The 24,162-nt window shown below is 59.8% G+C and carries 25 protein-coding genes and 2 riboswitches; of the genes, 11 read left to right on the top strand and 14 right to left on the bottom strand.

Annotation, left to right across the window (positions count from 1 at the left end; genetic code table 11):
* The first annotated feature begins 102 nt into the window (after positions 1-102).
* The gene (locus ACTIEN_RS00835) at positions 103-1,764 is read left to right on the top strand and encodes an NAD+ synthase (RefSeq protein ID WP_439521199.1); all 1,662 of its coding nucleotides are present in this window, start codon (positions 103-105) and stop codon (positions 1,762-1,764) included.
* Between the two features lie 55 nt (positions 1,765-1,819).
* Here ACTIEN_RS00835 and ACTIEN_RS00830 read toward each other — a convergent pair whose 3' ends face one another.
* Together ACTIEN_RS00830 and ACTIEN_RS00825 are read right to left on the bottom strand one after the other, a co-directional pair.
* Positions 1,820-2,212 (bottom strand): metallopeptidase family protein, encoded by a 393-nt coding sequence (locus tag ACTIEN_RS00830; RefSeq protein WP_439521198.1) that lies wholly within the window; start codon positions 2,210-2,212, stop codon positions 1,820-1,822.
* Between the two features lie 42 nt (positions 2,213-2,254).
* Complete coding sequence (locus ACTIEN_RS00825) at positions 2,255-3,181, bottom strand: MBL fold metallo-hydrolase (RefSeq protein WP_439521197.1); 927 nt, start codon at positions 3,179-3,181, stop codon at positions 2,255-2,257.
* 166 nt (positions 3,182-3,347) lie between these two features.
* On the opposite strand from ACTIEN_RS00825, the gene gltX reads away from it, so the two are divergent.
* Complete coding sequence (gltX, locus tag ACTIEN_RS00820) at positions 3,348-4,685, top strand: glutamate--tRNA ligase (RefSeq protein WP_439521196.1); 1,338 nt, start codon at positions 3,348-3,350, stop codon at positions 4,683-4,685.
* Here the strand turns inward: gltX and ACTIEN_RS00815 are convergent.
* Both ACTIEN_RS00815 and ACTIEN_RS00810 read right to left on the bottom strand, forming a co-directional pair.
* Positions 4,682-5,926, bottom strand: coding sequence for a DUF2254 domain-containing protein (locus ACTIEN_RS00815; RefSeq protein WP_439521195.1), 1,245 nt, complete (start codon positions 5,924-5,926; stop codon positions 4,682-4,684). The two genes, gltX and ACTIEN_RS00815, sit on opposite strands and share 4 nt — an antisense overlap.
* Positions 5,926-6,489: a gamma-glutamylcyclotransferase family protein gene (locus ACTIEN_RS00810; protein WP_439521194.1), complete on the bottom strand. Its 564-nt coding sequence runs from the start codon at positions 6,487-6,489 to the stop codon at positions 5,926-5,928. Before ACTIEN_RS00810 ends, ACTIEN_RS00815 begins: the two co-directional genes overlap by 1 nt.
* A gap of 93 nt (positions 6,490-6,582) precedes the next feature.
* Between ACTIEN_RS00810 and ACTIEN_RS00805 the strand changes: the two genes are divergently transcribed.
* The 5 genes from ACTIEN_RS00805 (at position 6,583) to ACTIEN_RS00785 (ending at position 12,754) form a co-directional block, all read left to right on the top strand.
* Positions 6,583-7,053 (top strand): RrF2 family transcriptional regulator, encoded by a 471-nt coding sequence (locus ACTIEN_RS00805; RefSeq protein WP_439521193.1) that lies wholly within the window; start codon positions 6,583-6,585, stop codon positions 7,051-7,053.
* A gap of 49 nt (positions 7,054-7,102) precedes the next feature.
* Positions 7,103-7,189, top strand: a riboswitch (glycine riboswitch).
* Between the two features lie 3 nt (positions 7,190-7,192).
* A riboswitch (glycine riboswitch) is annotated at positions 7,193-7,259 on the top strand.
* An 88-nt stretch (positions 7,260-7,347) separates the two neighbouring features.
* Positions 7,348-8,472 (top strand): glycine cleavage system aminomethyltransferase GcvT, encoded by a 1,125-nt coding sequence (gcvT, locus tag ACTIEN_RS00800; RefSeq protein ID WP_439521192.1) that lies wholly within the window; start codon positions 7,348-7,350, stop codon positions 8,470-8,472.
* An 18-nt stretch (positions 8,473-8,490) separates the two neighbouring features.
* Positions 8,491-8,850, top strand: coding sequence for a glycine cleavage system protein GcvH (gene gcvH / locus ACTIEN_RS00795; RefSeq protein WP_439521191.1), 360 nt, complete (start codon positions 8,491-8,493; stop codon positions 8,848-8,850).
* A gap of 138 nt (positions 8,851-8,988) precedes the next feature.
* Positions 8,989-11,832, top strand: a complete 2,844-nt coding sequence (gene gcvP / locus ACTIEN_RS00790; RefSeq protein ID WP_439521190.1) for an aminomethyl-transferring glycine dehydrogenase — start codon at positions 8,989-8,991, stop codon at positions 11,830-11,832.
* 280 nt (positions 11,833-12,112) lie between these two features.
* Positions 12,113-12,754 carry an NAD(P)-dependent oxidoreductase gene (locus ACTIEN_RS00785; RefSeq protein WP_439521189.1) on the top strand — a complete coding sequence of 214 codons (642 nt, stop codon included), beginning with the start codon at positions 12,113-12,115 and terminating at the stop codon, positions 12,752-12,754.
* Positions 12,755-12,781: 27 nt separating this feature from the next.
* On the opposite strand, the gene ACTIEN_RS00780 is transcribed toward ACTIEN_RS00785, so the two are convergent.
* From ACTIEN_RS00780 to ACTIEN_RS00770, 3 genes are all read right to left on the bottom strand, one after another.
* Positions 12,782-13,654, bottom strand: a complete 873-nt coding sequence (locus tag ACTIEN_RS00780; RefSeq protein ID WP_439521188.1) for an inositol monophosphatase family protein — start codon at positions 13,652-13,654, stop codon at positions 12,782-12,784.
* Between the two features lie 109 nt (positions 13,655-13,763).
* Positions 13,764-16,292: an ABC transporter permease gene (locus tag ACTIEN_RS00775; protein ID WP_439521187.1), complete on the bottom strand. Its 2,529-nt coding sequence runs from the start codon at positions 16,290-16,292 to the stop codon at positions 13,764-13,766.
* On the bottom strand, positions 16,292-16,984 hold the full coding sequence (locus ACTIEN_RS00770; protein WP_439521186.1) for an ABC transporter ATP-binding protein: 693 nt from the start codon (positions 16,982-16,984) through the stop codon (positions 16,292-16,294). The genes ACTIEN_RS00775 and ACTIEN_RS00770 overlap by 1 nt, the downstream gene beginning before the upstream one ends.
* 18 nt (positions 16,985-17,002) lie before the next feature.
* On the opposite strand from ACTIEN_RS00770, the gene ACTIEN_RS00765 reads away from it, so the two are divergent.
* Positions 17,003-17,677, top strand: coding sequence for an arylesterase (locus tag ACTIEN_RS00765; protein ID WP_439521185.1), 675 nt, complete (start codon positions 17,003-17,005; stop codon positions 17,675-17,677).
* A 200-nt stretch (positions 17,678-17,877) separates the two neighbouring features.
* Here ACTIEN_RS00765 and ACTIEN_RS00760 read toward each other — a convergent pair whose 3' ends face one another.
* Positions 17,878-18,084 carry a cold-shock protein gene (locus ACTIEN_RS00760; RefSeq protein ID WP_439521184.1) on the bottom strand — a complete coding sequence of 69 codons (207 nt, stop codon included), beginning with the start codon at positions 18,082-18,084 and terminating at the stop codon, positions 17,878-17,880.
* A gap of 248 nt (positions 18,085-18,332) precedes the next feature.
* On the opposite strand from ACTIEN_RS00760, the gene ACTIEN_RS00755 reads away from it, so the two are divergent.
* Entirely contained in the window at positions 18,333-18,596 is a 264-nt protein-coding gene (locus ACTIEN_RS00755; protein WP_439521183.1) for a hypothetical protein, read from the top strand.
* Positions 18,597-18,658: 62 nt separating this feature from the next.
* Here the strand turns inward: ACTIEN_RS00755 and ACTIEN_RS00750 are convergent, their stop codons facing one another.
* The 3 genes from ACTIEN_RS00750 to ACTIEN_RS00740 form a co-directional block, all read right to left on the bottom strand.
* The gene (locus ACTIEN_RS00750) at positions 18,659-18,832 is read right to left on the bottom strand and encodes a hypothetical protein (RefSeq protein ID WP_439521182.1); all 174 of its coding nucleotides are present in this window, start codon (positions 18,830-18,832) and stop codon (positions 18,659-18,661) included.
* Between the two features lie 137 nt (positions 18,833-18,969).
* Positions 18,970-19,530: a L,D-transpeptidase gene (locus ACTIEN_RS00745; RefSeq protein ID WP_439521181.1), complete on the bottom strand. Its 561-nt coding sequence runs from the start codon at positions 19,528-19,530 to the stop codon at positions 18,970-18,972.
* A 260-nt stretch (positions 19,531-19,790) separates the two neighbouring features.
* On the bottom strand, positions 19,791-19,997 hold the full coding sequence (locus ACTIEN_RS00740; RefSeq protein WP_247081703.1) for a cold-shock protein: 207 nt from the start codon (positions 19,995-19,997) through the stop codon (positions 19,791-19,793).
* A gap of 240 nt (positions 19,998-20,237) precedes the next feature.
* On the opposite strand from ACTIEN_RS00740, the gene ACTIEN_RS00735 reads away from it, so the two are divergent.
* Positions 20,238-20,660 (top strand): thioredoxin family protein, encoded by a 423-nt coding sequence (locus ACTIEN_RS00735; RefSeq protein ID WP_439521180.1) that lies wholly within the window; start codon positions 20,238-20,240, stop codon positions 20,658-20,660.
* A gap of 63 nt (positions 20,661-20,723) precedes the next feature.
* Positions 20,724-21,209, top strand: a complete 486-nt coding sequence (locus ACTIEN_RS00730; protein ID WP_439521179.1) for a DUF2938 domain-containing protein — start codon at positions 20,724-20,726, stop codon at positions 21,207-21,209.
* 54 nt (positions 21,210-21,263) lie between these two features.
* On the opposite strand, the gene ettA is transcribed toward ACTIEN_RS00730, so the two are convergent.
* From ettA to ACTIEN_RS00715, 3 genes are all read right to left on the bottom strand, one after another.
* A complete protein-coding gene (gene ettA / locus ACTIEN_RS00725; protein WP_439521178.1) occupies positions 21,264-22,919 on the bottom strand; it encodes an energy-dependent translational throttle protein EttA in 1,656 nt (551 codons plus the stop codon).
* A 109-nt stretch (positions 22,920-23,028) separates the two neighbouring features.
* Positions 23,029-23,397 carry a GFA family protein gene (locus ACTIEN_RS00720; protein ID WP_439521177.1) on the bottom strand — a complete coding sequence of 123 codons (369 nt, stop codon included), beginning with the start codon at positions 23,395-23,397 and terminating at the stop codon, positions 23,029-23,031.
* Positions 23,394-24,137: a rhomboid family intramembrane serine protease gene (locus ACTIEN_RS00715; protein ID WP_439521176.1), complete on the bottom strand. Its 744-nt coding sequence runs from the start codon at positions 24,135-24,137 to the stop codon at positions 23,394-23,396. Before ACTIEN_RS00715 ends, ACTIEN_RS00720 begins: the two co-directional genes overlap by 4 nt.
* Positions 24,138-24,162: the final 25 nt, after the last annotated feature.

Here is a 24,162-nt window from a genome sequence, read left to right as displayed (position 1 = left end):
AGCGAGGCGGCGGGGTCAGACAATGTCTTATCCGACAAGATGCTTTCCCTCGCGCGGGGTTCTGCTATGTCACCGGCGATATCGGCAAAGGAAGATGTCCCCATGGCGGACCGGTTTCGCATCACTCTGGCGCAGTTGAACCCTACCGTGGGCGATCTGGCGGGCAATGCCGCCAAAGCGCGTGCCGCATGGGACGCAGGCAAGGCGGCAGGGGCCGACCTCGTGGCGCTGCCCGAGATGTTCATCACCGGCTATCAGGCGCAGGACTTGATCATCAAACCGGCTTTTGTGGCTGCCGTACAGGCCGAGCTGACCGCCTTGGCCGAAGCCTGCGCCGATGGGCCTGCGCTGTGCATCGGTGGGCCAAGTGTGGGCGAGGACCTGAAGCTGCACAACAGCTATTTCGTTTTGCAGAATGGTCGGATTGCATCCGTGGTCCACAAGTATTTCCTGCCCAACTTCAACGTCTTCGACGAGGTGCGCCATTTTTCGCGCGACATGATGCAGGGGCCGGTTTCGGTGAACGGCGTACGCATCGGCATGCCCATCTGCGAAGATGCGTGGTACCCGGACGTGGTTGAAGCGCATGAGGAAAGCGGCGCTGAGTTCATCCTTGTTCCCAATGGCTCGCCCTATTTCCGCGACAAGTTCGAGACACGCCTGAACCACATGGTCGCCCGCGTTGTGGAAAGCGGGTTGCCGCTCATCTACCTGAACATGGTCGGCGGTCAGGACGATCAGGTCTTTGACGGCGGGTCGTTCGTACTCAATCCCGGCGGCGTGCCTGCGGTGCAATTGCCGATTTTCGACGAGGTGATCAGCCATGTCGATCTGGAACGCACCGATGCGGGCTGGCGCGCCAAGGATGGCGATTTTACCCAGCATCCCGAAGAAATGGAGCAGGACTACCGCGTCATGGTCACCGCGCTGCGCGATTACATGGCCAAGACCGGGTTCAAAAAGGTGCTGCTTGGCCTGTCGGGCGGGATCGACTCGGCCATCGTTGCCACCATTGCGGTTGATGCGCTGGGGGCCGAAAATGTCCGCTGCGTGATGCTGCCCTCGGAATACACCTCGCAAGGATCTCTGGACGACGCCAAAGCGGTGGCCGAGACCCTTGGCTGCCGGTACGATTTTTTACCAATTGGTAAAACCCGCGATGCAGTGACGGAAACGCTGGCGCCTTTGTTCGAAGGCACGAAACCGGACCTGACCGAAGAAAACATCCAGTCCCGTATTCGCGGCCTGCTGCTGATGGCGCTTTCCAACAAGTTCGGCGAGATGCTTTTGACCACCGGCAACAAGTCCGAAGTCGCTGTGGGGTATGCCACAATCTATGGCGACATGGCGGGCGGGTACAATCCGATCAAGGACATGTACAAGACCCGCGTGTTCGATGCGTGCCGCTGGCGCAACCTGAACCACCGCGCCTGGATGATGGGACCGGACGGCGAGGTGATCCCGGACGCGATCATCACCAAACCACCTTCGGCCGAACTGCGCGAAGATCAGAAAGACAGCGACTCGCTGCCCGATTACCCGGTGCTGGACGGTATCCTTCAGATCCTCGTCGACGACGACGGCTCCATCGCGGATTGCGTTGCGGCGGGGTATGACCGCGCTGATGCCAAACGGATCGAGCACCTGCTTTACATCAGCGAATACAAACGTTTTCAGTCGGCCCCCGGCCCACGGTTGTCAAAAAGGGCGTTCTGGCTGGATCGGCGCTATCCGATCGTCAACCGCTGGCGCGATCCGAGTTGAGCGGAAAGCCCGTTTGAACGGGCTTGGACCAAGGCATTTCAAAATGCCTTGCCGCCTATTCCCACCAGCGGTCTATCTGGGAAATCTCGGCATCGCTCCACCCGAAATGATGGGCGATTTCGTGGACAACGATGTGTGTGACGAGATCCTCAAGCGTCACCGATTTCCGGTCGCGCCATTCGTTCAGAATAGGTTCGGCAAACAGCCAGACCCTGTCAGGATAGGGCGACGGATCGACGTTCGATTTCAGCGTGACGGGAATGCCCTCGTACAGTCCGGTCAGATCAAGGCGGTCCTCGATGTCAAGTTCATCAAGGATGTCGGGATCGGGCCAGTCCGTGACCTCGAGCAGTACGTCCTGACACAGATCGCGAAACGGCAAAGGCAGCCGTTGGAAGGCTGCCTCGGCGTAGCGTGTGATGTCGTCGATATCGTCTTGCGCGGTCATGCGCGTATCAGCACCGCACTGGGTGACCGCGTCAAGGCTGGATCAGAGCAACAGTTGATAGCTGTGCGGCATGTAGTGGAAACCGTCACCGCGCGTTTCGACATAGCCGACTCCGGGGAATGGCATGTGATACCCGATGAACGGCACCCCATCAGCCGCCAGCATGCCCAGCACGTTTCGGCGAGACGCGGCGGCGGCGGCCTTGTCCATGTCAAAGCGCACCTCCCAATCGGGATGGGCCAACGACCAGACATAGTGGTTGGCCACATCGGCGAAGATCAGAAACTGCTGATCGTTGCTGTCGAGCATGTAGGTCATGTGACCCGGCGTGTGTCCAAATGCAGCCATCGCGGTGATCCCGGAGGTGACGCTGCCGCCGTCTGCGAGGAAGGACATTTTTTCCGCCAGCGGTTTCACGTTGTTCGCAAAGCCTTCGTTGTCGGTGCCGGACCAGTGGTCGAATTCCGCCTGACCCGTGATGTAGGCGGCATTGCCGAAGGTTTCGGCGCCATCGGTCATCAATCCACCGATATGGTCCCCGTGCATGTGGGTCAGAACCACATGGGTGACCACATCGGCAGAATAGCCTGCCATTTCCACCGCCTGAGCCGTCGCCGCGCCATTCAGGCCGGTGTCGAACAGGATCAGTTCCGATCCGGTGTTCACCAGCGTGGGAGTGAAAAAGAACTGGGTCTTGTCGATCGGGATACGGGCCTCGGACGAGACGGTTGCAAATTCATCCGCGTCGACATTCATGCCGAAGATGCCTTGGGGCTCTTCCACGGTCCGGCTTCCGACAAGCAGTGTCGTGACCTCGAAATCGCCCACGCCAAACCGGCTCACGCGCGGAATTTGCGCGCCTTGCATATGGCCAGCGGCGCTTGCCCAGCCGACGCCAAGACCGGACGCCATTGGAATGGCCGCGGCCCCGGCAAGCAGTGCGCGGCGCGACATTGAAAACTCGGACATTGTGATCCCTCCTGATTGACCTGAATTGGGAAATAGCGGCAGACTTTGCGCAGGCGCGTCCAGTCACGTCTTCGTGACAGGGCGTTGCCCTGCCGCCTTGATGCGCGGCTTTCTGGACAAAACCATCCGGTTATGTGAAAGCGCGACCCAACAGGAGATGCACCCCATGACCACCACCCGTTTTGCGCCGTCGCCCACCGGTTACATCCATGTCGGCAACCTGCGCACCGCCTTGTTCAACTTTCTGATTGCCCGGAAATCCGGCGGGACGTTCATCCTGCGCATCGACGACACCGATCCCGAGCGGTCGAAAGAAGAATATGTTGACGGGATCAAGCGGGATCTGGAGTGGCTGGGCCTGACATGGGATCGGGTGGAGCGGCAGTCTGAACGGTTGGATCGCTATCACGAGGCTGCGGACAAACTGCGCGAGATGGGCCGGTTCTACGAAGCGTTCGAGACGCCGACCGAGTTGGACCTGAAGCGCAAGAAGCAGCTGAACATGGGCAAGCCGCCGGTTTATGACCGTGCGGCGCTGGCGCTGTCCGACGAAGAGCGCGACGCATTGCGGGCCGAACGGGGCGATGGTGTCTGGCGCTTCAAGCTGGATCAGGAACGGATCGAGTGGACAGATGGCATTCTGGGCGACATCTCGATTGATGCGGCCAGCGTCAGTGATCCGGTCTTGATCCGGGCCGACAGGCAAATTCTGTATACGCTGGCCTCGGTTGTCGATGACACTGAAATGGGTGTGACCCATGTCGTGCGCGGGTCGGACCATGTGACCAACACAGCGACACAGATCCAGATCATCCGCGCGCTGGGCGGCACGGTGCCATCCTTTGCACACCATTCGCTGCTGACCGGGCCGCAGGGGGAATCGCTGTCCAAGCGGCTTGGTACGCTGGCGCTGCGCGATCTGCGCGAACAGGGGATCGAACCCGAAGCGCTGTTGAGCCTGATGGCGCGGCTTGGGTCCAGCCAGCCGGTCGAATTGCGGGTGTCGCTGGACGAAATCGCAGATGGGTTCGATCTGGACCAGTTCGGATCGGCTCCGACAAAGTTCGATGTTCAGGATCTTTTCCCGCTGACCGCGCGCAAGCTGCATGGTCTGGATTACGCCGCGATCAAGGGTGATCTGCTTGCGATGGGGGTGCCCGAGGACAAGGCCGAGGCGTTCTGGAATGTCGCGCGGGACAATATCACCACACGCCATGACATCGCCGGTTGGTGGAGATTGTGCGTCGAGGGGGCCGAGCCGATGGTTGCGGATGAGGACAAGGATTTCGTCGCCGAAGCGATGGCGCTGCTTCCAGAAGGTCCGCTTGGGCCAGAGACCTGGAGCAGCTGGACCAACGCCGTGAAAGAGGCGACGGGTCGCAAGGGCAAGGGTCTGTTCATGCCGCTGCGCAAGGCGATCACGGGGCAGGAACGCGGGCCAGAGATGGTCGACCTGCTGCCGCTCTTGCAAACCATTCCGGCGCGGAAACTGGCGAAGGGCTAGGCGTTTGCCTTGCCCTTCAGGCGTTCTGCGGTTTCCGGATCACCGATACGACGATCAATGATTGTCAGTGCGCGCTCCTGCGTCGCACGCGCAGCGTCCGACAACTCCTGCCAGTCGCTGCGAGAGAGGCGACTGCTCGCTTTCAACACCTGTGACATCACGTCGAACCGCCCGCCACCATCCTCCATCAGGGCCGCAAAACCGTCTTGCAGCAGGTCCGACGCAGACACTTTGCCGGCAATCACATTGCGATAGCGCGGTTCGGTCTTGCGGTCGTCGGCGGTCATGCGGAGGCCCAGATCCCAAAGCACCCGTTCCAAACGGTGAATGACGTCGATCGCGGTGCCCGGATCGTTGACGCCGGGTGACAGCGCGCGCGAGGCGATCTCGGACAGGATCACGAGGCCGAAGCGGGCGTCCTGTTCGTGGTTGCGGTCGTCGCCGATGGTGAACTCCTCGGCGAGCAATCCAAGGTTCGCATCACCCAACACGCGGGCCAGCGGCATGCCTTCGAGAACCCAGCGCCCCGGTGGGGCCAATACCCAGAGTGTCGCCCCCGCCTGATCAAGCTTTTCATCAAGCGCGGCCATGCTGATATGCTGCACGAAGCCCGAGCGCGGCGCAAAGATGGTCGCCGCCTGATCCGGCGCTTTTGGCGCATCTTCGGCAGGGCGGGCTCCGAGATTGGGCGCGTCGGCCATCTGATTCAGCGGTGGCTTCGCGGCGGCTTCCACCTTCATCAGCGTGTGATCCATGCTGCCCAGAAGGCTGAGATGGGCGATCCAGCGCAGGATCGCGATGATGATGAGCAGGATGCAGACCAGCGTCATGCCGAACACCACGACCGACGCGCCTTCGCCGTAAAGCCCGGCGCGGAACATCACGATGGCCGACAGCGAAAACAGGAACGCGCCGACAAAGACCGACAGAACGTTCTGCGTGGTCATGTCCTGCATCAGGATTCGATAGGCGCGCGGTGTGGCCTGACCGGCGGCGGCGCGGAACGCCTGCACCATGATGCCCAGCGAAAAGGTCGTGACCGCCAGCATCGAGGAGGCGAGGATATTCAGGATCGGCAGCACCGTCTCGGGCGGCAGGCGGTCCTTCAGATCGGCTGGGATCGAGCGGTCGAAAAACGGTGCCAGCGCGGCAATCGCCAGAGCGGCCATGCCGAAGATCGAGATGCGGACTCCCGGCCTGTGCCACAACCGTTTGAGCCAGAGCAATATGCGTTCCCGCATCAGGATATGACCTTTGCACGGGCGGTGGCCAGCATGTCGTCGACAAGGGTGCGCTCTTGCACGGACAAGGTCTGTGCCCGTGGATAGATCGGCGCCGCGCGGTCATTTCGGACAGGCGTGTCCCAACCTTCAGTGGTTTCAATGAACCGGGTCGCCCCAGCCTCTCCGAATTCACGCAGATAACCTTGCAGCACGGCGTCCACATAGCTTAGCAGGATCGGATGATCCGCGTCTGGCCGCGCCGAAGTGTCCGGTGGGATGGCGTAGATCGAAATGTCGCGCACGTCTGCCGCAGTGTGTTGAACCAGGTCGGTAACGGCAATCCGATCATAGGAATATTCGCGCGCATCCAGCGCGACCCAATCATCATTCGGCACCGGCGCGATCACACCATCTATTTGCGCCGACGAGTCCGCGATCACCGACAGGAACGCTGCTGGCCGGTTCGGGGCACGCCGCCAGATCCGACGCCAGCCGGTGATCTGAGAGAGGTGGATCGGTGTGAACGCGTGTGTGTTGCGGTTGACCAGCGATCCGTAGCCAAAGAAATGCGGGTGTTTCACAGTGAAAGCATGCTCACGATTGGTTGATGTATATCAAAGACAACTTTGCATGAACGGGTAGGTTTGGCCAATTGATCTGAAAGGATGCCTGATTTGCGTGTCACCAAACGAACCAACATTGCGATGCGTGTCCTCATGTTTTGCGCCGCCAATACCGGGCGGCTTGCGACCAAGGCGGAAATTGCCAAACGATGTAACGCCTCTGAAAACCATTTGGCGCAGGTGATCAACCAGCTTGCGCAGCTTGGGTTCCTTCATACGCAACGTGGCCGCAACGGGGGGCTGTCGCTTGGCCGTCCTGCGGATCAGATCAATATTGGTGAAGTGTTTCGCGTTCTGGAAGCGCCGGTTCCCCTGGCCGAGTGTTTTGCCGACGTGGACAACACCTGTCCCCTGACCGAGGCCTGTCGCCTTCGAACTGCGCTGACGGATGCGGTTGAAGCGTTTTACAGGTCTCTTGATCCGATCACCCTGGAAGCGTTGCTCTGCGATAACCTTGATTTGCTGGACATCCTGAACCCCAAGGCGGCCTGTGCGGCACGCGAAGCCGCTTTGGCAGTTTGACCCCTTTTTGCCCCCTTGAGGCCATTCCGAAAACGGTCTACCACTGCATACATCCACGATGGGAGAACCGGTTCGACCGGTGCCGAAGGAGCAACCGCCCCCGGAAACTCTCAGGCAGACGGACCGTCGCGGACATAGACTCTGGAGAGATTTCGGGCCTGACCCGGAACGCCGAAGGGATAACGATCTCAGGCGAAAGGACAGAGGGGGCATAGGACGAACGCGCTTTGGCGCGATTTGGAATATGCCGGTTGTGGTTTCACATGCACCCGGTTGGACAGGAAGGGATGCCGTGTGAGCGATCTGAAACGCACACCTCTTTACGATCTGCACGTTTCGCTTGGCGCGAAGATGGTGCCGTTTGCGGGCTATGACATGCCTGTTCAATACAAATTGGGCGTGATGAAAGAGCATCTGCATTGCCGCGCGGCAGCAGGGCTGTTCGATGTGAGCCATATGGGTCAGGTGATCTTGCGCGCCGAAGATCCCGAAGCCGCCAAGGCCGCGCTGGAACGGCTGATTCCCCAGGATGTGCTTGGCTTGGGTGAAGGTCGGCAGCGCTATGGGTTCTTCACCAATGATGCAGGTGGAATCGACGATGATCTGATGTTCGCCAATCGGGGCGATCATCTGTTTGTGGTGGTCAATGCCGCCTGCAAGGAGGCCGACGTGGCGCGGATGCGTGCGGCTCTCGAGCTGGAGGTGACGGTCAAACTTCTGGAGAACCGCGCGTTGTTGGCCTTGCAGGGGCCGAAAGCCGAGGCGGTTCTGGCCGAGCATCATCCGATGGTGGCCGAAATGCGGTTCATGGATGTGGCGACAGTGCCGTTGGCGGGGGCAGAATGCTGGGTGTCGCGGTCCGGATATACCGGGGAAGACGGATATGAGATATCCGTACCTGTGGCAGCCGCCACAGGGGTGGCGCAGGCGTTGCTGGCGCACGAGGACGTGGAGGCCATTGGCCTTGGCGCACGCGATTCGCTGCGTCTTGAAGCGGGCTTGTGCCTTTACGGCCATGACATCGACGCGACGACATCTCCGGTCGAGGCTGCCCTGACCTGGGCAATGCAGAAAGCCCGCCGTTCGGGTGGCGGGCGCGCAGGTGGGTTCCCTGGTTCGGAGCGTGTTCTGAGCGAGATGACGGATGGCACGAAACGGCGCAGGGTCGGCTTGCAGCCCGAGGGCCGCGCGCCGATGCGCGAAGGCACCGCCCTTTTCGCCAACGAGACCGATGCAGACCCGATCGGCGTTGTCACATCAGGCGGTTTTGGCCCCAGCGTCAATGCCCCGGTTGCCATGGGATATGTCGAAACGGCTCATGCAAGTGACGGAACCGCGCTTTTTGGCGAGGTCAGGGGCAAGCGCCTTCCTGTCACAGTTGCATCCCTGCCCTTCGTCGCGGCAGGGTTCAAACGATAATCTGACCAAGAGGGAACTATGAAATTCACAGAAGAGCATGAATGGCTGCGCGTCGAAGGGGACGAAGTGGTTGTAGGAATTACGGCGCATGCGGCCGAGCAACTGGGTGATGTGGTGTTTGTCGAACTGCCCGATCCGGGAACAACCGTCAGCAAGGACGACGAGATCGTGGTGATCGAGTCGGTCAAGGCCGCGTCCGACATCCTTGCGCCGCTGGATGGCGAAATCACCGAGGTGAACGAGGTGCTGGTGGATGAGCCGAGCAAGGTCAACGATGATCCCGAGGGGGATGCGTGGTTCTTCAAGATGAAGATCGAGGACATGTCCGCGATGGATGATCTGATGGATGAGGCTGCCTACAAGAAATTCATTGGTTGAAATCGGTGTGGCGGGGGCAACCCCGCCCGATCACCCTTGATCCGGCGGCGTGCAGGTCAAGCCGCGTTGGGCGGGCATATTTTTGAAAAGAAGAAGCAGGGGACGGTGCGCCGTTCCGACAGTCTGGGAGACGTTCCAATGGGTTATGATGCCACTGATTATCTGCCGTATGATTTCGCCAATCGGCGGCATATCGGCCCGTCTCCGGTGGAGATGGCGGATATGCTGGCAGTGCTGGGTGTGTCGAGGCTCGATGAGTTGATCGACCAGACGGTGCCGGCCAGCATCCGGCAGGCGACTCCGCTCGACTTTGGCAAGGCCCTGTCGGAACGCGAGCTGTTGTTTCACATGCATGAAACGGCGTCGCGAAACACGGTTCTGACCTCGCTGATCGGGATGGGCTACCACGACACCGTCACTCCTCCTGCGATCCAGCGCAACATCTTCGAGAACCCCGCCTGGTACACGGCCTACACGCCTTATCAGCCCGAGATCTCGCAAGGCCGTCTTGAGGCGTTGCTGAATTATCAGACGATGGTCAGCGACCTGACCGGGCTTGAGATTGCCAACGCGTCGCTGCTCGACGAGGCGACGGCCTGCGCCGAAGCGATGACGATGGCGCAACGGGTGGCGAAATCGAAGGCGCGCGCGTTTTTTGTCGATGAGAACTGCCATCCGCAGAACATCTCGGTCATGAAGACCCGCGCAGCGCCGCTGGGCATCGAGGTGATTGTCGGGGATGTGTCCCAGATGGACACAGGCGCCGTGTTCGGCGCGATCTTCCAGTATCCGGGCACCTATGGCCATCTGCGCGATTTCACCGATGACATCGCGGCGCTGCACGCGGCGGACGCGGTGGCGATCATGTCTGCGGACCCAATGGCGCTGTGCCTGTTGAAAGAGCCCGGTGCAATGGGGGCGGATATCGCCGTCGGGTCGACCCAGCGCTTCGGGATCCCGTTGGGCTATGGTGGTCCACATGCGGCGTATATGGCAACGAAAGACGCCTTCAAGCGTTCGATGCCGGGGCGTATTGTCGGGGTGTCCATCGACAGTCACGGGAACAAGGCCTACCGACTGTCGCTGCAAACGCGCGAACAGCATATCCGTCGGGAAAAAGCGACGTCGAATGTCTGCACGGCACAGGCGTTGCTGGCCGTCATGGCCGGGTTTTACGCTGTATTTCACGGACCCAAGGGCCTGCGCGCAATTGCGCAGCGTATCCATCGCAAGACGGTCCGGCTGGCCAAGGGGCTTGAGGCGGCAGGCTTCAAGGTGGAGCCGGAGGCATATTTCGACACGATCACTGTAGATGTCGGCCTTTTGCAGCGCGGGGTGTTGCAGGCGGCTGTGCGTGAGGGGTTGAACCTGCGTCCGGTGGGCAAGACCAAGATCGGCATCTCGATGGATGAGAAATCCCGTCCCGCAACGATCGAGGCCGTGTGGCGGGCGTTTGGGTTGCTTCAGAGGGACGACTCGTTGACACCGGAATACCGTTTGCCGGATGCCTTGCTGCGCAAATCCGAGTATCTCCAGCACGATGTCTTCCACATGAACCGGGCCGAAACCGAAATGATGCGCTACATGCGGCGTCTGGCGGACCGGGATCTGGCGTTGGACCGGGCGATGATCCCGCTGGGGTCCTGCACGATGAAGCTTAATTCGGCGGCCGAGATGATGCCGGTCAGCTGGCGTGAATTTGCGGATATTCACCCCTATGTCCCGGATGATCAGGTCACGGGATATCGGGACCTGATCGCGGACTTGAATGACAAGCTTTGTGCGATCACAGGCTATGACGCCATTTCGATGCAGCCCAATTCCGGGGCGCAGGGCGAATATGCGGGACTTCTGACCATTGCGGGATTTCACCGCGAGAACGGGCAGGGGCATCGCAATATCTGCCTTATTCCGGTGAACGCTCACGGGACCAACCCGGCGTCTGCGCAAATGGTGGGCTGGAAAGTTGTTCCGATAAAATGCGATGTGAACGGGTCGATTGATCTGGTCGATTTTCGGGCCAAGGCCGAGCAATATTCAGAGCATCTTGCCGGGACGATGATCACCTATCCGTCGACCCACGGTGTGTTCGAGACGACCGTGAAAGAGGTCTGCCAGATCACCCATGATCATGGTGGGCAGGTCTATATCGACGGGGCGAACATGAACGCGATGGTCGGTCTGTCGCGGCCGGGCGATCTGGGGGGCGATGTCAGCCACCTGAACCTGCACAAGACGTTCTGCATCCCGCATGGCGGCGGCGGGCCGGGCATGGGGCCGATCGGGGTGAAGGCCCATCTGGTGGCACATCTGCCGTCGCATCCGTTGCAAGGCGAGGGTGCCGTGAGCGCCGCTCCGTTCGGGTCGCCGTCGCTTTTGCCGATCTCTTGGGCCTATTGCCTGATGATGGGCGGTGAAGGGCTGACACAGGCGACGCGTGTGGCAATCCTGAACGCCAATTACATCGCGACGCGGTTGGAAGGGGCGTTCGACGTGCTGTATCGGGGAGAAGACGGGCGGGTGGCGCATGAGTGCATTCTGGATGTCCGCCCGTTCGAGAAATCCGCCGGGATCACCGTGGAAGATATCGCAAAACGGTTGATGGATTGCGGGTTCCATGCCCCGACGATGAGCTGGCCGGTTGCGGGAACGCTGATGGTGGAGCCGACGGAGTCGGAAACCAAGGCAGAGCTGGACCGTTTCTGTGATGCGATGCTGGCAATCCGCGAGGAAATCCGCGCCATCGAAGAGGGTCGGATGGATGCAGAGGTGAATCCGCTGAAACTGGCTCCTCACACGATGGAGGACCTCGTGAAGGACTGGGACCGGCCCTATACGCGGGAACAGGGGTGTTTTCCTCCGGGGGCTTTCCGGGTGGACAAGTACTGGCCTCCGGTCAACCGTGTGGACAACGTCTATGGCGACCGGCATCTGGTCTGCACCTGCCCGCCGATGGAAGATTACGCCGAGGCGGCGGAGTAGCTATGTCATGCGGGGCGGGCAGATTTGCCCGCCTTGGCCGGCGTTGGCGAAAAAGTTGCACGCCCTGTGCAACCCGGTGTCCTGCGCTACGTTTCACCGATATGACACGCTTATATTGCTTCCTTGAGAATCTGATGCAGCGCGCCGGGGGCAAGGCCTTTGCCGCCGCGCAAGCTGCAATCCCCGTGGTGACAGTTGCGGCAAATCGCGGCGATCTTTTCCACATGGTGTGTCTTTCGCAGCAGTGGTGCTTTGCGACGTGTTGCGAGGACAATCCAAGATGAGTGCGCGGATCCTGATCATGGGCGCGACGTCCGGCATCGGGCGGTGCGTCATGGAAGAGGCCGTGGGTCGGCGGCTTTCGGTGCGGGCTTTTGCGCGCAGTGCGGACACGATTGAGCCATCCGATCTGATCGAGCCTTTTGTCGGGGATGCGAGAAATCCGAATGATGTGGCCAATGCGCTGTTCGGGGTGCACGCTGTGATCTATGCGCTTGGTATCACAGAGCGGGTGTCCATGTTGTGGGAGACCGAGACCCTTTTTTCCGAGACGACCCGTGTGTTGCTGGACCAGATGGCCAAGGCAGAAGTGGCGCGTCTGGTTGCGGTCACCGGGTTCGGTGCGGGGCGCAGTAAATCCGCGATGAGCTGGGTCGAACGTGCGGGGCATCGCGCCGTTTTGGGGAGACCCTACGCCGACAAGGACAGGCAAGAGGCGCTGATCACGGAATCGGCGCTGGATTGGACGATTGTGCGCCCCGTGATCCTGACCAGAGGAGCGCGGTCCGAGCGATATCGCGTGTTGCGGGACGCATCCTCATGGCGCAATGGCCTGATTTCGCGCGCCAGTGTCGCACATTACCTGGTGGACGCCGTTGAGCAGGATATGGATATCCGGTTGGACGTGGTTCTGGCGCAGTGAAGATGCAGCGTGTTTGTCGGAGCGTAGCTATTTCTTGGTGTCGTCTTCCAGCAAGAAGGACATCGCATCCCTGATCCGGCCCCATGTCGCCGCATCAGGCGCGCAAAGCAGGTAACCGGAGCGCATCTGGGCACGGTAGTCCGATCCATCAAGACACGCGACATGCCCGCCAGCACGCCGCACGATCAACGCGCCTGCGGCGTGATCCCAAGGTGTCAGATTGGAGCAGAGCACAAAATCGACGTGACCCAAGGCAACCATCCTGAATTCATGTGCCGCGCAGCGCAGCATATAGAGCCGCTGAAACCGGGTCATGAGATTCGTCATTTGCGGGCGTTTCGGCTCTGGCAGGTTGTAGAACGACGCAAAGCCGCTCAGTTCTTCGATCGGGCCCCCTTTTGACACCGAAACCGACCGCGCCGGGCGGCGGGGTGCAATGACATGGGCATGGCTTGTTTCGTCGGCGATCAGCAGTTCGTCCGTGACCGGGTCGTAGATCAGGCCAAAGACCGGCACGCCAAATCGGGTCATCGACAGGATCACGCCGAATGTCGCAAGGCCGTGCGCAAAGTTCCAGGTGCCGTCCACCGGATCAATGGTAAAGCCCATCTCTGCGTCTGCCAGCGCGGCGATCTTTTCTTCGGTCATGGTTTCTTCGCCGACCATGAGCGCATTCGGGAACATCGCCAGAAGCCCGCGCACGATCATTTTTTCCGCTTCCCTGTCGGCGGCTGTGACCACATCCATCGGGCCGGATTTCTGGTCGATATCGCTGGTGCCAAGCGTGCGGAACCGGGGCAGGATTTCTGCGCGCGCGGTCCGGCGGACAAGGTTGATGATCTGGGTGCGCTGAGCCTGGGTCAGCGGCGCGGGGATCGTCATGGGCAAACTATCGGACATGAGGTGACTCGGTTTGTTGCGGCTGTTGCGAAGGGCATGCCAAGGGAATGGCTGCGGGGCAAGGTGTCATATCGCCATTTGTCCGGCCTTTTCGCCAGTCTCGCGATTGTTATTCCCGTGCGCGCAGAACCTGCGCAGGGCGCGCAGCAAGGGGCCGCCAGGCAAAGATCAGGCCCGCAAGCAGGGTCGCCATCACACCGCCAACCACAATGCCAAGAGCGGAAGGCCAGACGACGGCAAAGCTGCTGTCCATGACAAAGGTCATGACCGCCCAACTGCCCAGGATACCCGCGCCAAGGGCAACAAGGCCCGCAGCTCCGCCCAAAAGGGCCGAGCGGAGTGCAAAGCTCTGGAGAATGCGGGCGCGGCCGGCACCAAGTGTCTTCAGCACAGCAGCCTCATAGGTGCGCGCGCCTTCACCTGCGGCAGCGGCTCCGATCAGGACAAGAAAGCCGGTCAGCAATGTCGCGGCGGCGCCCCAGCGCACGGCCGCGCCGATGCCTTCGAGAAGGACGCTGACGCGGTCGATCGCGTCGCGCACCGAGATCGCGGTGATGTTGGGAAAAGCGGTGGCCAATTCGCGCAGGATGCGGGCCTCGTCTTGCTGCGGAGTGTAGACGGTCGAGATGAACGTATGTGGCGCCCCTTCCAGGGCATTGGGTGTCAGGGTCATCACGAAACCCATGCCAGCAGTCGAAAAGTCCACATCGCGGAAACTGGTAATTGTCGCGGTGATGTCACGCCCAAGGACGTTCACGGTAAGCTCGTCCCCAAGGCTGAGACCCATTTCCTCGGCCTCTTCGATGGCAAAGCTGACCTCGGGTGGGCCGTCGTGGTCAGGGGCCCACCATTCGCCGGCGACCACGCGGGTGTTTGCGTCCGGCGCGGTGGCGTAGGTGATGCCTCTGTCGCCGGTTACAACCCAATGATCCCCGGCGACTTCGCGTGCCGGGCGGCCATTGATGCGCGACAGGACTCCGCGCAGCATCGGGGCGCTGTCGATCCGGGCCACAGCTGGATCGTTCTCCAGGATCTCGCGGAATTGCGGCATCTGGTCGGGCTGAATGTCGACAAAGAAGTAGGCGGGTGCGACCTCGGGCAAATCCCGGTCGATGGCGGTGCGCAGATTGCCGTCGATCTGGCCCACAGCGGCGAGGACCGAAAGGCCAAGGCCAAGCGACAGCACAACCGGCGCAGCCGCATCGCGAGGGCCGCCAATGGATGCCAGTGCCCACCTCCAGACCGGATGCCCGCGTGTGGCCTTGCCCGACCGTTTGGCAAGCCAGCGAATGGCGATGGAGGCCAGAACCAGCACCACAAGCGCGCCGATCAGGCCACCTGCGGTCCACAGGGTCAGGAAGGGGCTGCCGGAAAAGAGCGATGCGACACCGACAAGCAGAGCCAGCAACACCAATGTGGCAATCACATAGCGCCACGCGGGCAGGATCCTGGCCCCGTCAAGCGCGTCCCGAAAAAGCATCGCGGGGCGAATGTCTTCGGTGCGGGCGAGGGGCCAAAGGGTAAAGACCAGCGCCGTCAGGATACCATAAAGGGCGGCTTCGATCAGGGGGGCGGGATGGATCGTGAAGATCGCAGGCACCGGCAGCGAGGCGCTGATCAACGGGCCAAAGAGGATGGGAACAAGGGCTCCCAGCACAAGGCCGATGGCGATGCCCAGCAGGCTCAGCACACCGATCTGAAGGAAATAGGTCTGGAAGATCGTGGCGCGGGTCGCTCCAAGGGTGCGCAGGGTCGCAATCACAGAGGTCTTGCCCGCAAGATACGCGCGCACCGCGGCTGAGACGCCGATACCGCCCACGGCAAGCCCTGAAAGGCCGACAAGGATCAGAAATGCGCCGAGCCGTTCAACAAAGCGCGCCACTCCGGGCGCGCCATTTCGGGCATCACGCCAGCGCAGGCCACTGTTTGGAAATGCCGACTCGGTTGCAGTTTCCAGCGCGTCGAGATCCGGGTTTGGTGGCAGCAGCAGGCGGTATTCGGTTTCGTAAAGCGTGCCGGGTTGCAGCAGGCCAGCGGCGCGCAGGGCGTCTGTCGTCACCAATGTGCGGGGTCCAAGGGAAAAGCCGGTTGCGGAACTGTCCGGCTCTTGGACCAGGATGGCTGACAGGATGAAATCCTGCGTGCCAAGGCGAAAATTGTCACCAGGGCTTAACCCCAGACGATCAGCAAGCAGCGGTGCCATGACTGCGCCGGGGTGCGTTCCGTTGCCCTCCAACGCATCGGCCAGGGCCATTTGTGGATCAAGGATGACCTCACCGGTAAGCGGATATGCCTCGTCCACGGATTTGACCTGTGTCAGCGCACGCTCGGCATCGCCGTCCGGATCGCGCACAACCATGGACCGGAAATCAGAGATTTCAGAGAGTCCGGTGGAAATGCTTTCGAGATAGGCGCGCTCGTCCGGTTCGGCAAAGCGGTAGGTGAATTCAACCGAGGCGTCGCCCCCAAGAAGGATGGATCCCTGCGCTTCGAGACCGGACTGGATGGCAGACCGTACAGACCCAACGCCCGCAATCGCGGCGACACCCAATGCAAGGCAGGCGAGGAAAATGCGAAAACCTTTGAGGCCACCGCGCAATTCACGACGGGCGAAACGAGCCGCAGTTGCAAGGGCCATTATTCGGCCGCCTTCATCGCGCCATCAGAAATATGACCATCGGTCAACCGAACCACCCGAGAGCATTTGGCCGCAAGTTCGCGGCTATGCGTCACCAGCACCAGCGTTGCACCATGTCGGTCCCGCAGATCAAAAAGCAGGTCGATGATCGCCTGACCGTTCACGCCATCCAGATTTCCGGTCGGTTCGTCCGCCAAAAGGATTTCCGGACGGGTGACAGAGGCGCGCGCCAAAGCGACGCGTTGCTGTTCACCGCCCGACATCTGCGCCGGGTAATGGTCGGCACGGCTTTCCAGACCAACCGCCTTGAGCTCTGCCTGCGCGCGGACATAAGCGTCTTTTTCGCCTGCCAGCTCCAACGGTGTCGCCACGTTTTCCAAAGCTGTCATCGTGGGAATCAGGTGGAAGGACTGGAACACAACACCCATGTGATCGCGACGAAAGCGCGCCATGGCGTCTTCGTCCATCGCGGTCAGGTCCTGCCCCAAGGCCACAACGCTGCCCGACGTGGCATTTTCCAACCCACCCATCACCATCAACAGCGAGGATTTCCCCGATCCGGATGGGCCAATGAGGCCCAAAGTCTCGCCCTTGTGAACAGAAAGGGTGATCCCGTGCAGGATCTCGACCATTCCGGCATTGCCCTTGAGGCTGAGCGTGACATCTTTGAGGTCGAGAACTGGCTGGGTCATAGGGGGCGGTGCTTTATCATGTTTCGTTCATTCACATATGGGGCGTCGCGGATGCTGAGCAAGGTGTACATGGTGGCTGTGTGTCTGTGCACAGTAACGGCCGCACGGGCAGAGCCTGTTGAAATCATTGCGTTGGGCGACAGCCTGACGGCGGGTTACGGGTTGATCGACGATAATGGCTTTGTCCCAAAGATGCGCAACTGGCTCGAAGAGCAAGGGCTAGATGTGCGTTTGGTCAATGCCGGGGTCTCGGGTGATACGACGGCGGGTGGCCTGTCACGGGTAGCATGGTCTTTGACCCCGGCGACGGAAGCGCTGATCGTGGCGCTTGGGGGCAATGACCTTTTGCGTGGGCTGGATCCGGCAGTGTCACGGGCCAATCTGGAGGGTATCCTCAAGGTGGCACAGGAGAATGATCTTGAGGTTCTCGTGGTGGGGATGGAAGCGCCCGGAAATTACGGACCCGATTACAAAGCCGAGTTCGACGCGATGTACCCTGAACTGGCCAAGGACTACGATGCGCTTTATTTCCCGCGTTTTTTCGAAGGGTTATACAGCGTCGGGGATACACCGGCTGAATTGCGGGACGTGATGCAGATGGACGGGATTCACCCCAATGCCCAAGGCGTGGACCTGATCGTCGAGGCGATGGGGCCAGCGGTTGCGGAATTGGCCGAACGCGCGTCGGATTGATGCACGGGCGGGTCTTCCTGATCTTGGATGTGTCTGAGTTGGCAGCAATGGCCGGGCATTGCTTCTGGACCATATGACGGCAAGCAATGTTTTACGGGCGACAGCGACGCCGCCCGTGGCCTGTTTCCGCCTTGGCCTGATGGCCGATTGAACATCGCCGAGGCCAGGGATGTTGGACTGGACCCAGTCCTGATCGCGGGTCAGGCGAGCGAAATGTTGATCGCTGCTTCGCGACCGTCGCGACCTGCTTCAAGATCGTAGGTCACTTTCTGATCATCGGCGAGTCCGGTCAGACCGGACCGTTCGACTGCAGAGATATGTACAAAGACATCCTTGCCGCCCCCTTCGGGTGCAATGAAGCCGTAACCTTTAGTCGTATTGAACCATTTGACGGTGCCAGTGGCCATCCGTTCTACTCCTGTCTGTCTTGTCTTCCGCCGGGCAAGACGGCACGACGGGCTCGGTCAGTCAAAATCGCTTAACTGAGCCGTGTCGGAGCAGTGGTCGATATTGGTAACTTTGCCCCACAAGTTTTCAGGTGATTCCAATTTCGACGCAAGAAAAAAGCCGCACCGTCGCTTTGACATGAAACGGGGTTGTCTTAGTTTCCAACGAAGCCATCATTAGGGGGTCTTTGACTTCAGGGAGAGTGAACATGTCAGGTTTGGACGCGAGGGCCGCCGCCAAGACAGAACAGCAATCGTTGGACGCGCGCTACGCCGAAGCCCGCGCAGAGATCGAGCGTAACCGCTTGATCGAAAACGGACAATCTGGCGCGCTTTTATTCGCGGCAATGGCCTATGGCGATGCTCTGGAAGAGAATAAATCGTTTCGAATGGCGTCACACTGGGCAAAGCTGATTTGCATTGCCGCCGTGTTCATAATTCCCAACCTTTTGGTCATCAGCGTTCTGCTTTAGCCAAGGAAAGCCATCGGCAAAATATCGCGCGCGGACCATGCGAATGGTTCACGCGTGTTTTTTCACGCCTGTTGCGGCAATCTTGTGCTGGCGGCGTAAAGCGTGATGGCGGTAAAAGACAGGCTGGTAAGGAGAAAGACGATCAATGCCGTTGACGCCAAAGTGCCCGCAATCAAGGCACCCGCCGCAACGAGCCAGCCCAATACGCTTCCAGCGATGAGTGAGATAACTGCCATGACCATGCTCCTTTGCGATGAGGATGCACCAACACCTTTTAACAGCCGATTAAGGGCCGAAGATTGTGCAGGTAGTGTGGCAGCAGGATGGAAAACCGGAGACGCATGCAGATCGGCCCCCGGTTCTGCACTATATTTCAGAGAACGGTGACAACGGTGCCGATCGGCACACGCTCGTAAAGATCCTGAACGTGTTCATTCAACATCCGGATGCACCCGTTGGAAACCGACTGTCCGATTGATTGCGGTGATGTCGTGCCGTGAATCCGGAAAAAGGTGTCACGTCCGTTCTGGAACAGGTAAAGAGCGCGCGCGCCCAGCGGATTGCCGGGGCCACCCGGTTGAACGTAATCATTGTCGACGAATTCCGAATAGGTCTTGGGTTCGCGTTCGATCATCTCGTCGGTAGGACGCCAGGTCGGCCATTCCTTTTTGACGGCGATCTCGGCAGTGCCCGTGAATTCCAGTCCCGCACGACCGACACCCACACCATAGCGTCGCGCGACACCCGGCTCGGTTACATGATACAGGAAATGCGCGCGCGGTAGGATCACGATCTGACCCGGAGAGATTTCGCTTTTGATCCGCACGTCCTGAGGGCGATAGATGGGATTGATCTGAAATCCCTGTGCTGTGACAACGCTTGGAGCTGCCAGACCAGCGGCAGCGGCAACTAGAAAATATCGACGGGAAACCATGAGAAGTGACAGTCCTTTGTTTGCGTGGCTCACTTTTCAGCCGAGCAACGGGATTTTGCCACCGCTTTGAGCGAAGGCAAGAACATAGCCATAGGGTTCCTGCTTCCTGGGGGCGCAATTGCGGCACAAAGGCAACAATTCGCGCGGCCGCTCACCCAAAGGTGATGCAAGAGCGTTGCTGAACATCTTTGATCCCGAAAAGAAAAGCCGCCCGGACGCAGAGCATCCGGGCGGCTTTCGATCCGAAATTCGGGTGTGGCTTACGCCAGCGCGAGGTTGATTGCGCTTTCGCGACCGTCGCGACCGTTCTCGATGTCGAAGGTCACTTTCTGATCGTCGCTGAGGCCTGTGAGGCCGGACCGCTCAACAGCGGAGATGTGGACGAAGACGTCCTTGGAGCCGCCATCAGGTGCGATAAAGCCGTAGCCTTTGGTGGTGTTGAACCATTTCACTGTGCCAGAAGCCATGTGAAGTATCCTTGTGTTTTCCGTTGCCCGCGATATGCGGCAACCCGGCAAAGTCACGTCTGGATCGAAAGCTGCGTGCCGGTGTCGGAAAACAGTAGGTCGAGTAGAAGATCGTTAGCCCTGCCGCGTATGACAGATTGCACTGAGTCTGGCAAGAGGGATGTCCCTTGTGGCGTTGGCCTTGTTGAAGAAGTTGACGCATCATATATTGAAATTTGAATGTAATGAAGGAGACTGAGAATGTCCGGCAAGAAACTCACATGTCTCGACTGTGGTCAGGTCAATCGCGTACCCGAAGAGCGGCTCAATGCCGGTCCGAAATGTGGCACCTGTGGCGCATCATTGATGCCCGGCAAGGCGGTCGAGGTGGACTGGACCACACTTCAGAAGGCGGCACGCAATGACGAGGTTCCTTTGGTCGTGGACTTCTGGGCGCCATGGTGTGGTCCTTGCAAGATGATGGGTCCGGAGTTCAGCAAGGCCGCTGGCTCGCTCAAAGGCTCGGCCCGACTGGTCAAGCTGAACACCGAGGAATTCCCGAAATCCGGTCAGACCTACGGTATCCGGGGAATTCCGACGATGATCCGCTTTGTCGGTGGCCGCGAGGCGGCACGCCAGTCCGGCGCAATGCGCGCGGATCAGATCGTTGGGTGGGTCGGCTAGCGCCCGCATTGGCTTTTCCGTCGCAACCTGTACTCTGCCCCTCGCAACGGAAGGGAGTACAGAATGGGCTGGATGATCACAGGTGTTCTGATGGGCATTGGAGGCACATTGGCCATGGACCTCTGGGCGCTCCTGCTTCGGCAGGTGGCCGGGCTGCCCTTGCCGAACTGGGGCAATGTCGGGCGCTGGTCGGTGCAGGTGACAAAAGGGCAGGTGTTCAACGACGATATCGGTGCGATTTCACCGGTCGCTGGAGAAACCGGCATCGGCTGGGCCGTACACTACGGAGTCGGCATCTTCTACGGCGTGCTGTTCCTGGTGATCGTCGGGCCCGGCTGGCTGACCGGTGCGGCATTTCTGCCGCTCTGGGTGTTCTCGATCCTGACCATTGCCGCTGGCTGGTTTCTGCTGCAACCGGGCATGGGACTTGGCTGGGCAGCAAGCAAGACCGAAGACCCGTGGCGTGGACGTCGCATGGGCCTTGTCGCACACACCGTTTTTGCGCTGGGCATGTGGGTCGTGGCTTTGGCGGTCGGCGGGACGGTCTGAGGCGCGGCTGTACTGAAGCCGCCCCAAAGAACACCCGACCGGATTATACTCCGCTTACCTCACAAATTTCTTGAACTTCACGCGCTTCGGTTCAACCGCATCCGGCCCCAAGCGGCGCTTCTTGTCCTCTTCGTAATCTTCGAAGTTGCCCTCGAACCATTCCACATGCGCATCGCCTTCAAAGGCAAGGATATGTGTACACAGCCGGTCAAGGAAAAAGCGGTCGTGCGAGATAACCACGGCACAGCCCGCGAAATCGGCGATCGCGTCTTCCAGCGCGCGCAGGGTTTCGACGTCCAGATCGTTGGTCGGTTCGTCAAGCAGAAGGACATTGCCGCCTTCTTTCAAGAGCCGCGCCATGTGGACCCGGTTGCGTTCCCCACCTGAAAGCTGGCCGACCTTTTTCTGCTGATCGCCACCCTTGAAGTTGAACGCAGAGCAATAGGCGCGGGAGTTCATCTGGGCATCACCCAGCTGGATGATCTCGGCCCCGCCGGTGATCGCTTCCCAGACGTTGTCATTTGCCGCGAGATCGTCGCGCGACTGATCGACATAGGCGAGTTGTACGGTATCACCGTATGAAACGTCCCCGGCGTCCGGTTGCTCTTGCCCGGTCAGCATCTTGAACAGCGTCGATTTACCCGCGCCGTTCGGGCCGATCACGCCGACAATTCCGCCGGGAGGCAGGGAAAAGCTCAGGTCCTCGATCAAGAGCTTGTCGCCCATCGCCTTCTTCAAGCCATTGACTTCAATCACTTTTGACCCAAGCCGCGGACCATTCGGAATGATGATCTGGGCACGGCCCATCTTTTCGCGTTCGGACTGGTTGGCCATCTCGTTATAGGCGCTGATCCGGGCCTTGGATTTGGCCTGACGCGCCTTCGCCCCCTGCCGCATCCATTCCAGTTCGCGCTCCAGCGTCTTCTGCTTGGATTTGTCTTCACGCGCTTCCTGCTCAAGGCGCTTGGCCTTTTGTTCCAGCCAGCTTGAATAGTTTCCTTCGTAAGGTACACCCCGCCCACGGTCGAGTTCGAGAATCCAACCAGTGATGCTGTCCAGGAAGTAGCGGTCGTGGGTGACGATCAGAATTGTCCCTTTGTATTCAATGAGATGGTTCTGAAGCCACGCAATCGTTTCTGCATCAAGGTGGTTGGTCGGTTCGTCCAGCAGCAGCATGTCAGGCGCTTCGAGCAGCAGTTTGCAGAGTGCGACGCGGCGCTTTTCCCCGCCAGAAAGCGAGGTCACATCTGCCTCGTCCGGTGGGCAGCGCAAAGCCTCCATGGCAACGTCGATCTGACTGTCCAGATCCCAGAGATTGTTGGCATCGATCTCGTCTTGCAGAGTGGCCATTTCGTCAGCGGTTTCATCGCTGTAGTTCATGGCCAGTTCGTTGAACCGGTCCAGTTTGTCTTTCTTTTCCGCCACACCCAGCATGACGTTTTCGCGCACATTCAACGCCTCGTCGAGCTGCGGTTCCTGTGGCAGGTAGCCGACTTTTGCACCCTCTGCGGCCCATGCCTCGCCGGTGAAATCGGTGTCGATCCCGGCCATGATCTTCATCAGCGTGGATTTACCCGAGCCGTTGACGCCGACAACACCGATCTTGACGCCGGGGAGAAAGTTCAAGTGGATGTTTTCGAACGTTTTCTTGCCACCCGGATAGGTCTTGGAGACTCCGCTCATGTGGTAGACGAATTGGTAGGCGGCCATGGCTGCGTTCCTTTGGATTTCGGTTTTGCCGAGGGATACACGCGCAGACGGGGCCGTGCAATCACGCGTCTTCAGGCTTTGTTCGGATTTGGTCGCTAGCGTGGCTGGATCATGTGTCGGAAGGGTGATTCACGCCATCATGCCAGCCAATTGGTTCATAGTCCTTTGGGTTCACGCCTTCGATGCAGCCCATGTTCACGCCATATTCGTTTGGGTTCGAACGGCGCTGGTGATGGGTGTAGATGCCGCATGTCTTGCAGAAATAATGCTTGGCGGTGTGCGTTCCAAAGCTGTAAAGTGCCAAGTTTTCTTCACCTTGGATCACCTTCAGGGTATCAAGGGCCACCGTGGCGGTCGGGGTCCCCCGACGGCGGCAATAGGAACAATCGCACCTGCGCGCTGTGCTCAGGTCTTCGCTTGGAACGGCTTCCAGTTCAACTGCGCCGCAATGGCAGGTGATCCTGACCGGCTTGATCATTTCCGACGAACCGCCGGCACGTTTGTGCGGGACAGCTTGTATTTTGCGTCAGGGTGCGGCGGGTGGCCGTCGGTGCGGCTCCAGAATGCCGGTCCGCCAAGGCGCACCCACACCGGAAAGGTTAGCACAAGGCCAATGACGAAACCGCCGACATGCGCCCAATAGGCGACGCCACCTTCATCAGCGGCCGTGCCGAACCCGCCGAAGATTTGCATTGCGAACCACAGTCCCAGCATGATCCAGGCCGGGATCGGAAAGATGCGGAATATGATGACGATGATGATCAGAATATCGACCTTGGCCTTCGGAAAAAGGAGAAGATAGCCCCCCATGACCCCGGCAATGGCCCCTGATGCACCTACCGTTGGCACAGGTGAACCTGGCGCGCTGATGTAGTGAATGAACCCGGCCCCCAGCCCAGCCGCAAGGTAGAAGAGCAGAAAGCCGACGTGACCCATTTCGTCTTCCAGGTTGTCTCCAAAAATGAAGAGAAACAACATGTTGCCCAGCAAGTGCATCCATCCGCCGTGCAAAAACATGGACGTCAGAAATCCACCCCAGCCCTGACCGTCGTTGACCAGTGCAGGAATCAGCGCCCAGTCGAAGTAGAAGCGCATGATCTGCTGGTCGCTTTGCATAAGCGGCCAGTAACTCAGGAAGATGCCCACATTCGCGACAATCAGCGCGTAGGTGACATACGGCGTGCGCCCCGAAGGATTATGATCGCGTATGGGAAACATGCCGCGAGAGTTGTGCCAAAGCGGC

It is taken from the genome of Marivita sp. (assembly GCF_051859345.1).
Taxonomy (GTDB): Bacteria; Pseudomonadota; Alphaproteobacteria; order Rhodobacterales; family Rhodobacteraceae; genus Marivita.
Note: the sequence above shows the minus strand (reverse complement) of the source record. Positions and strands in the feature narration are given on the sequence as shown.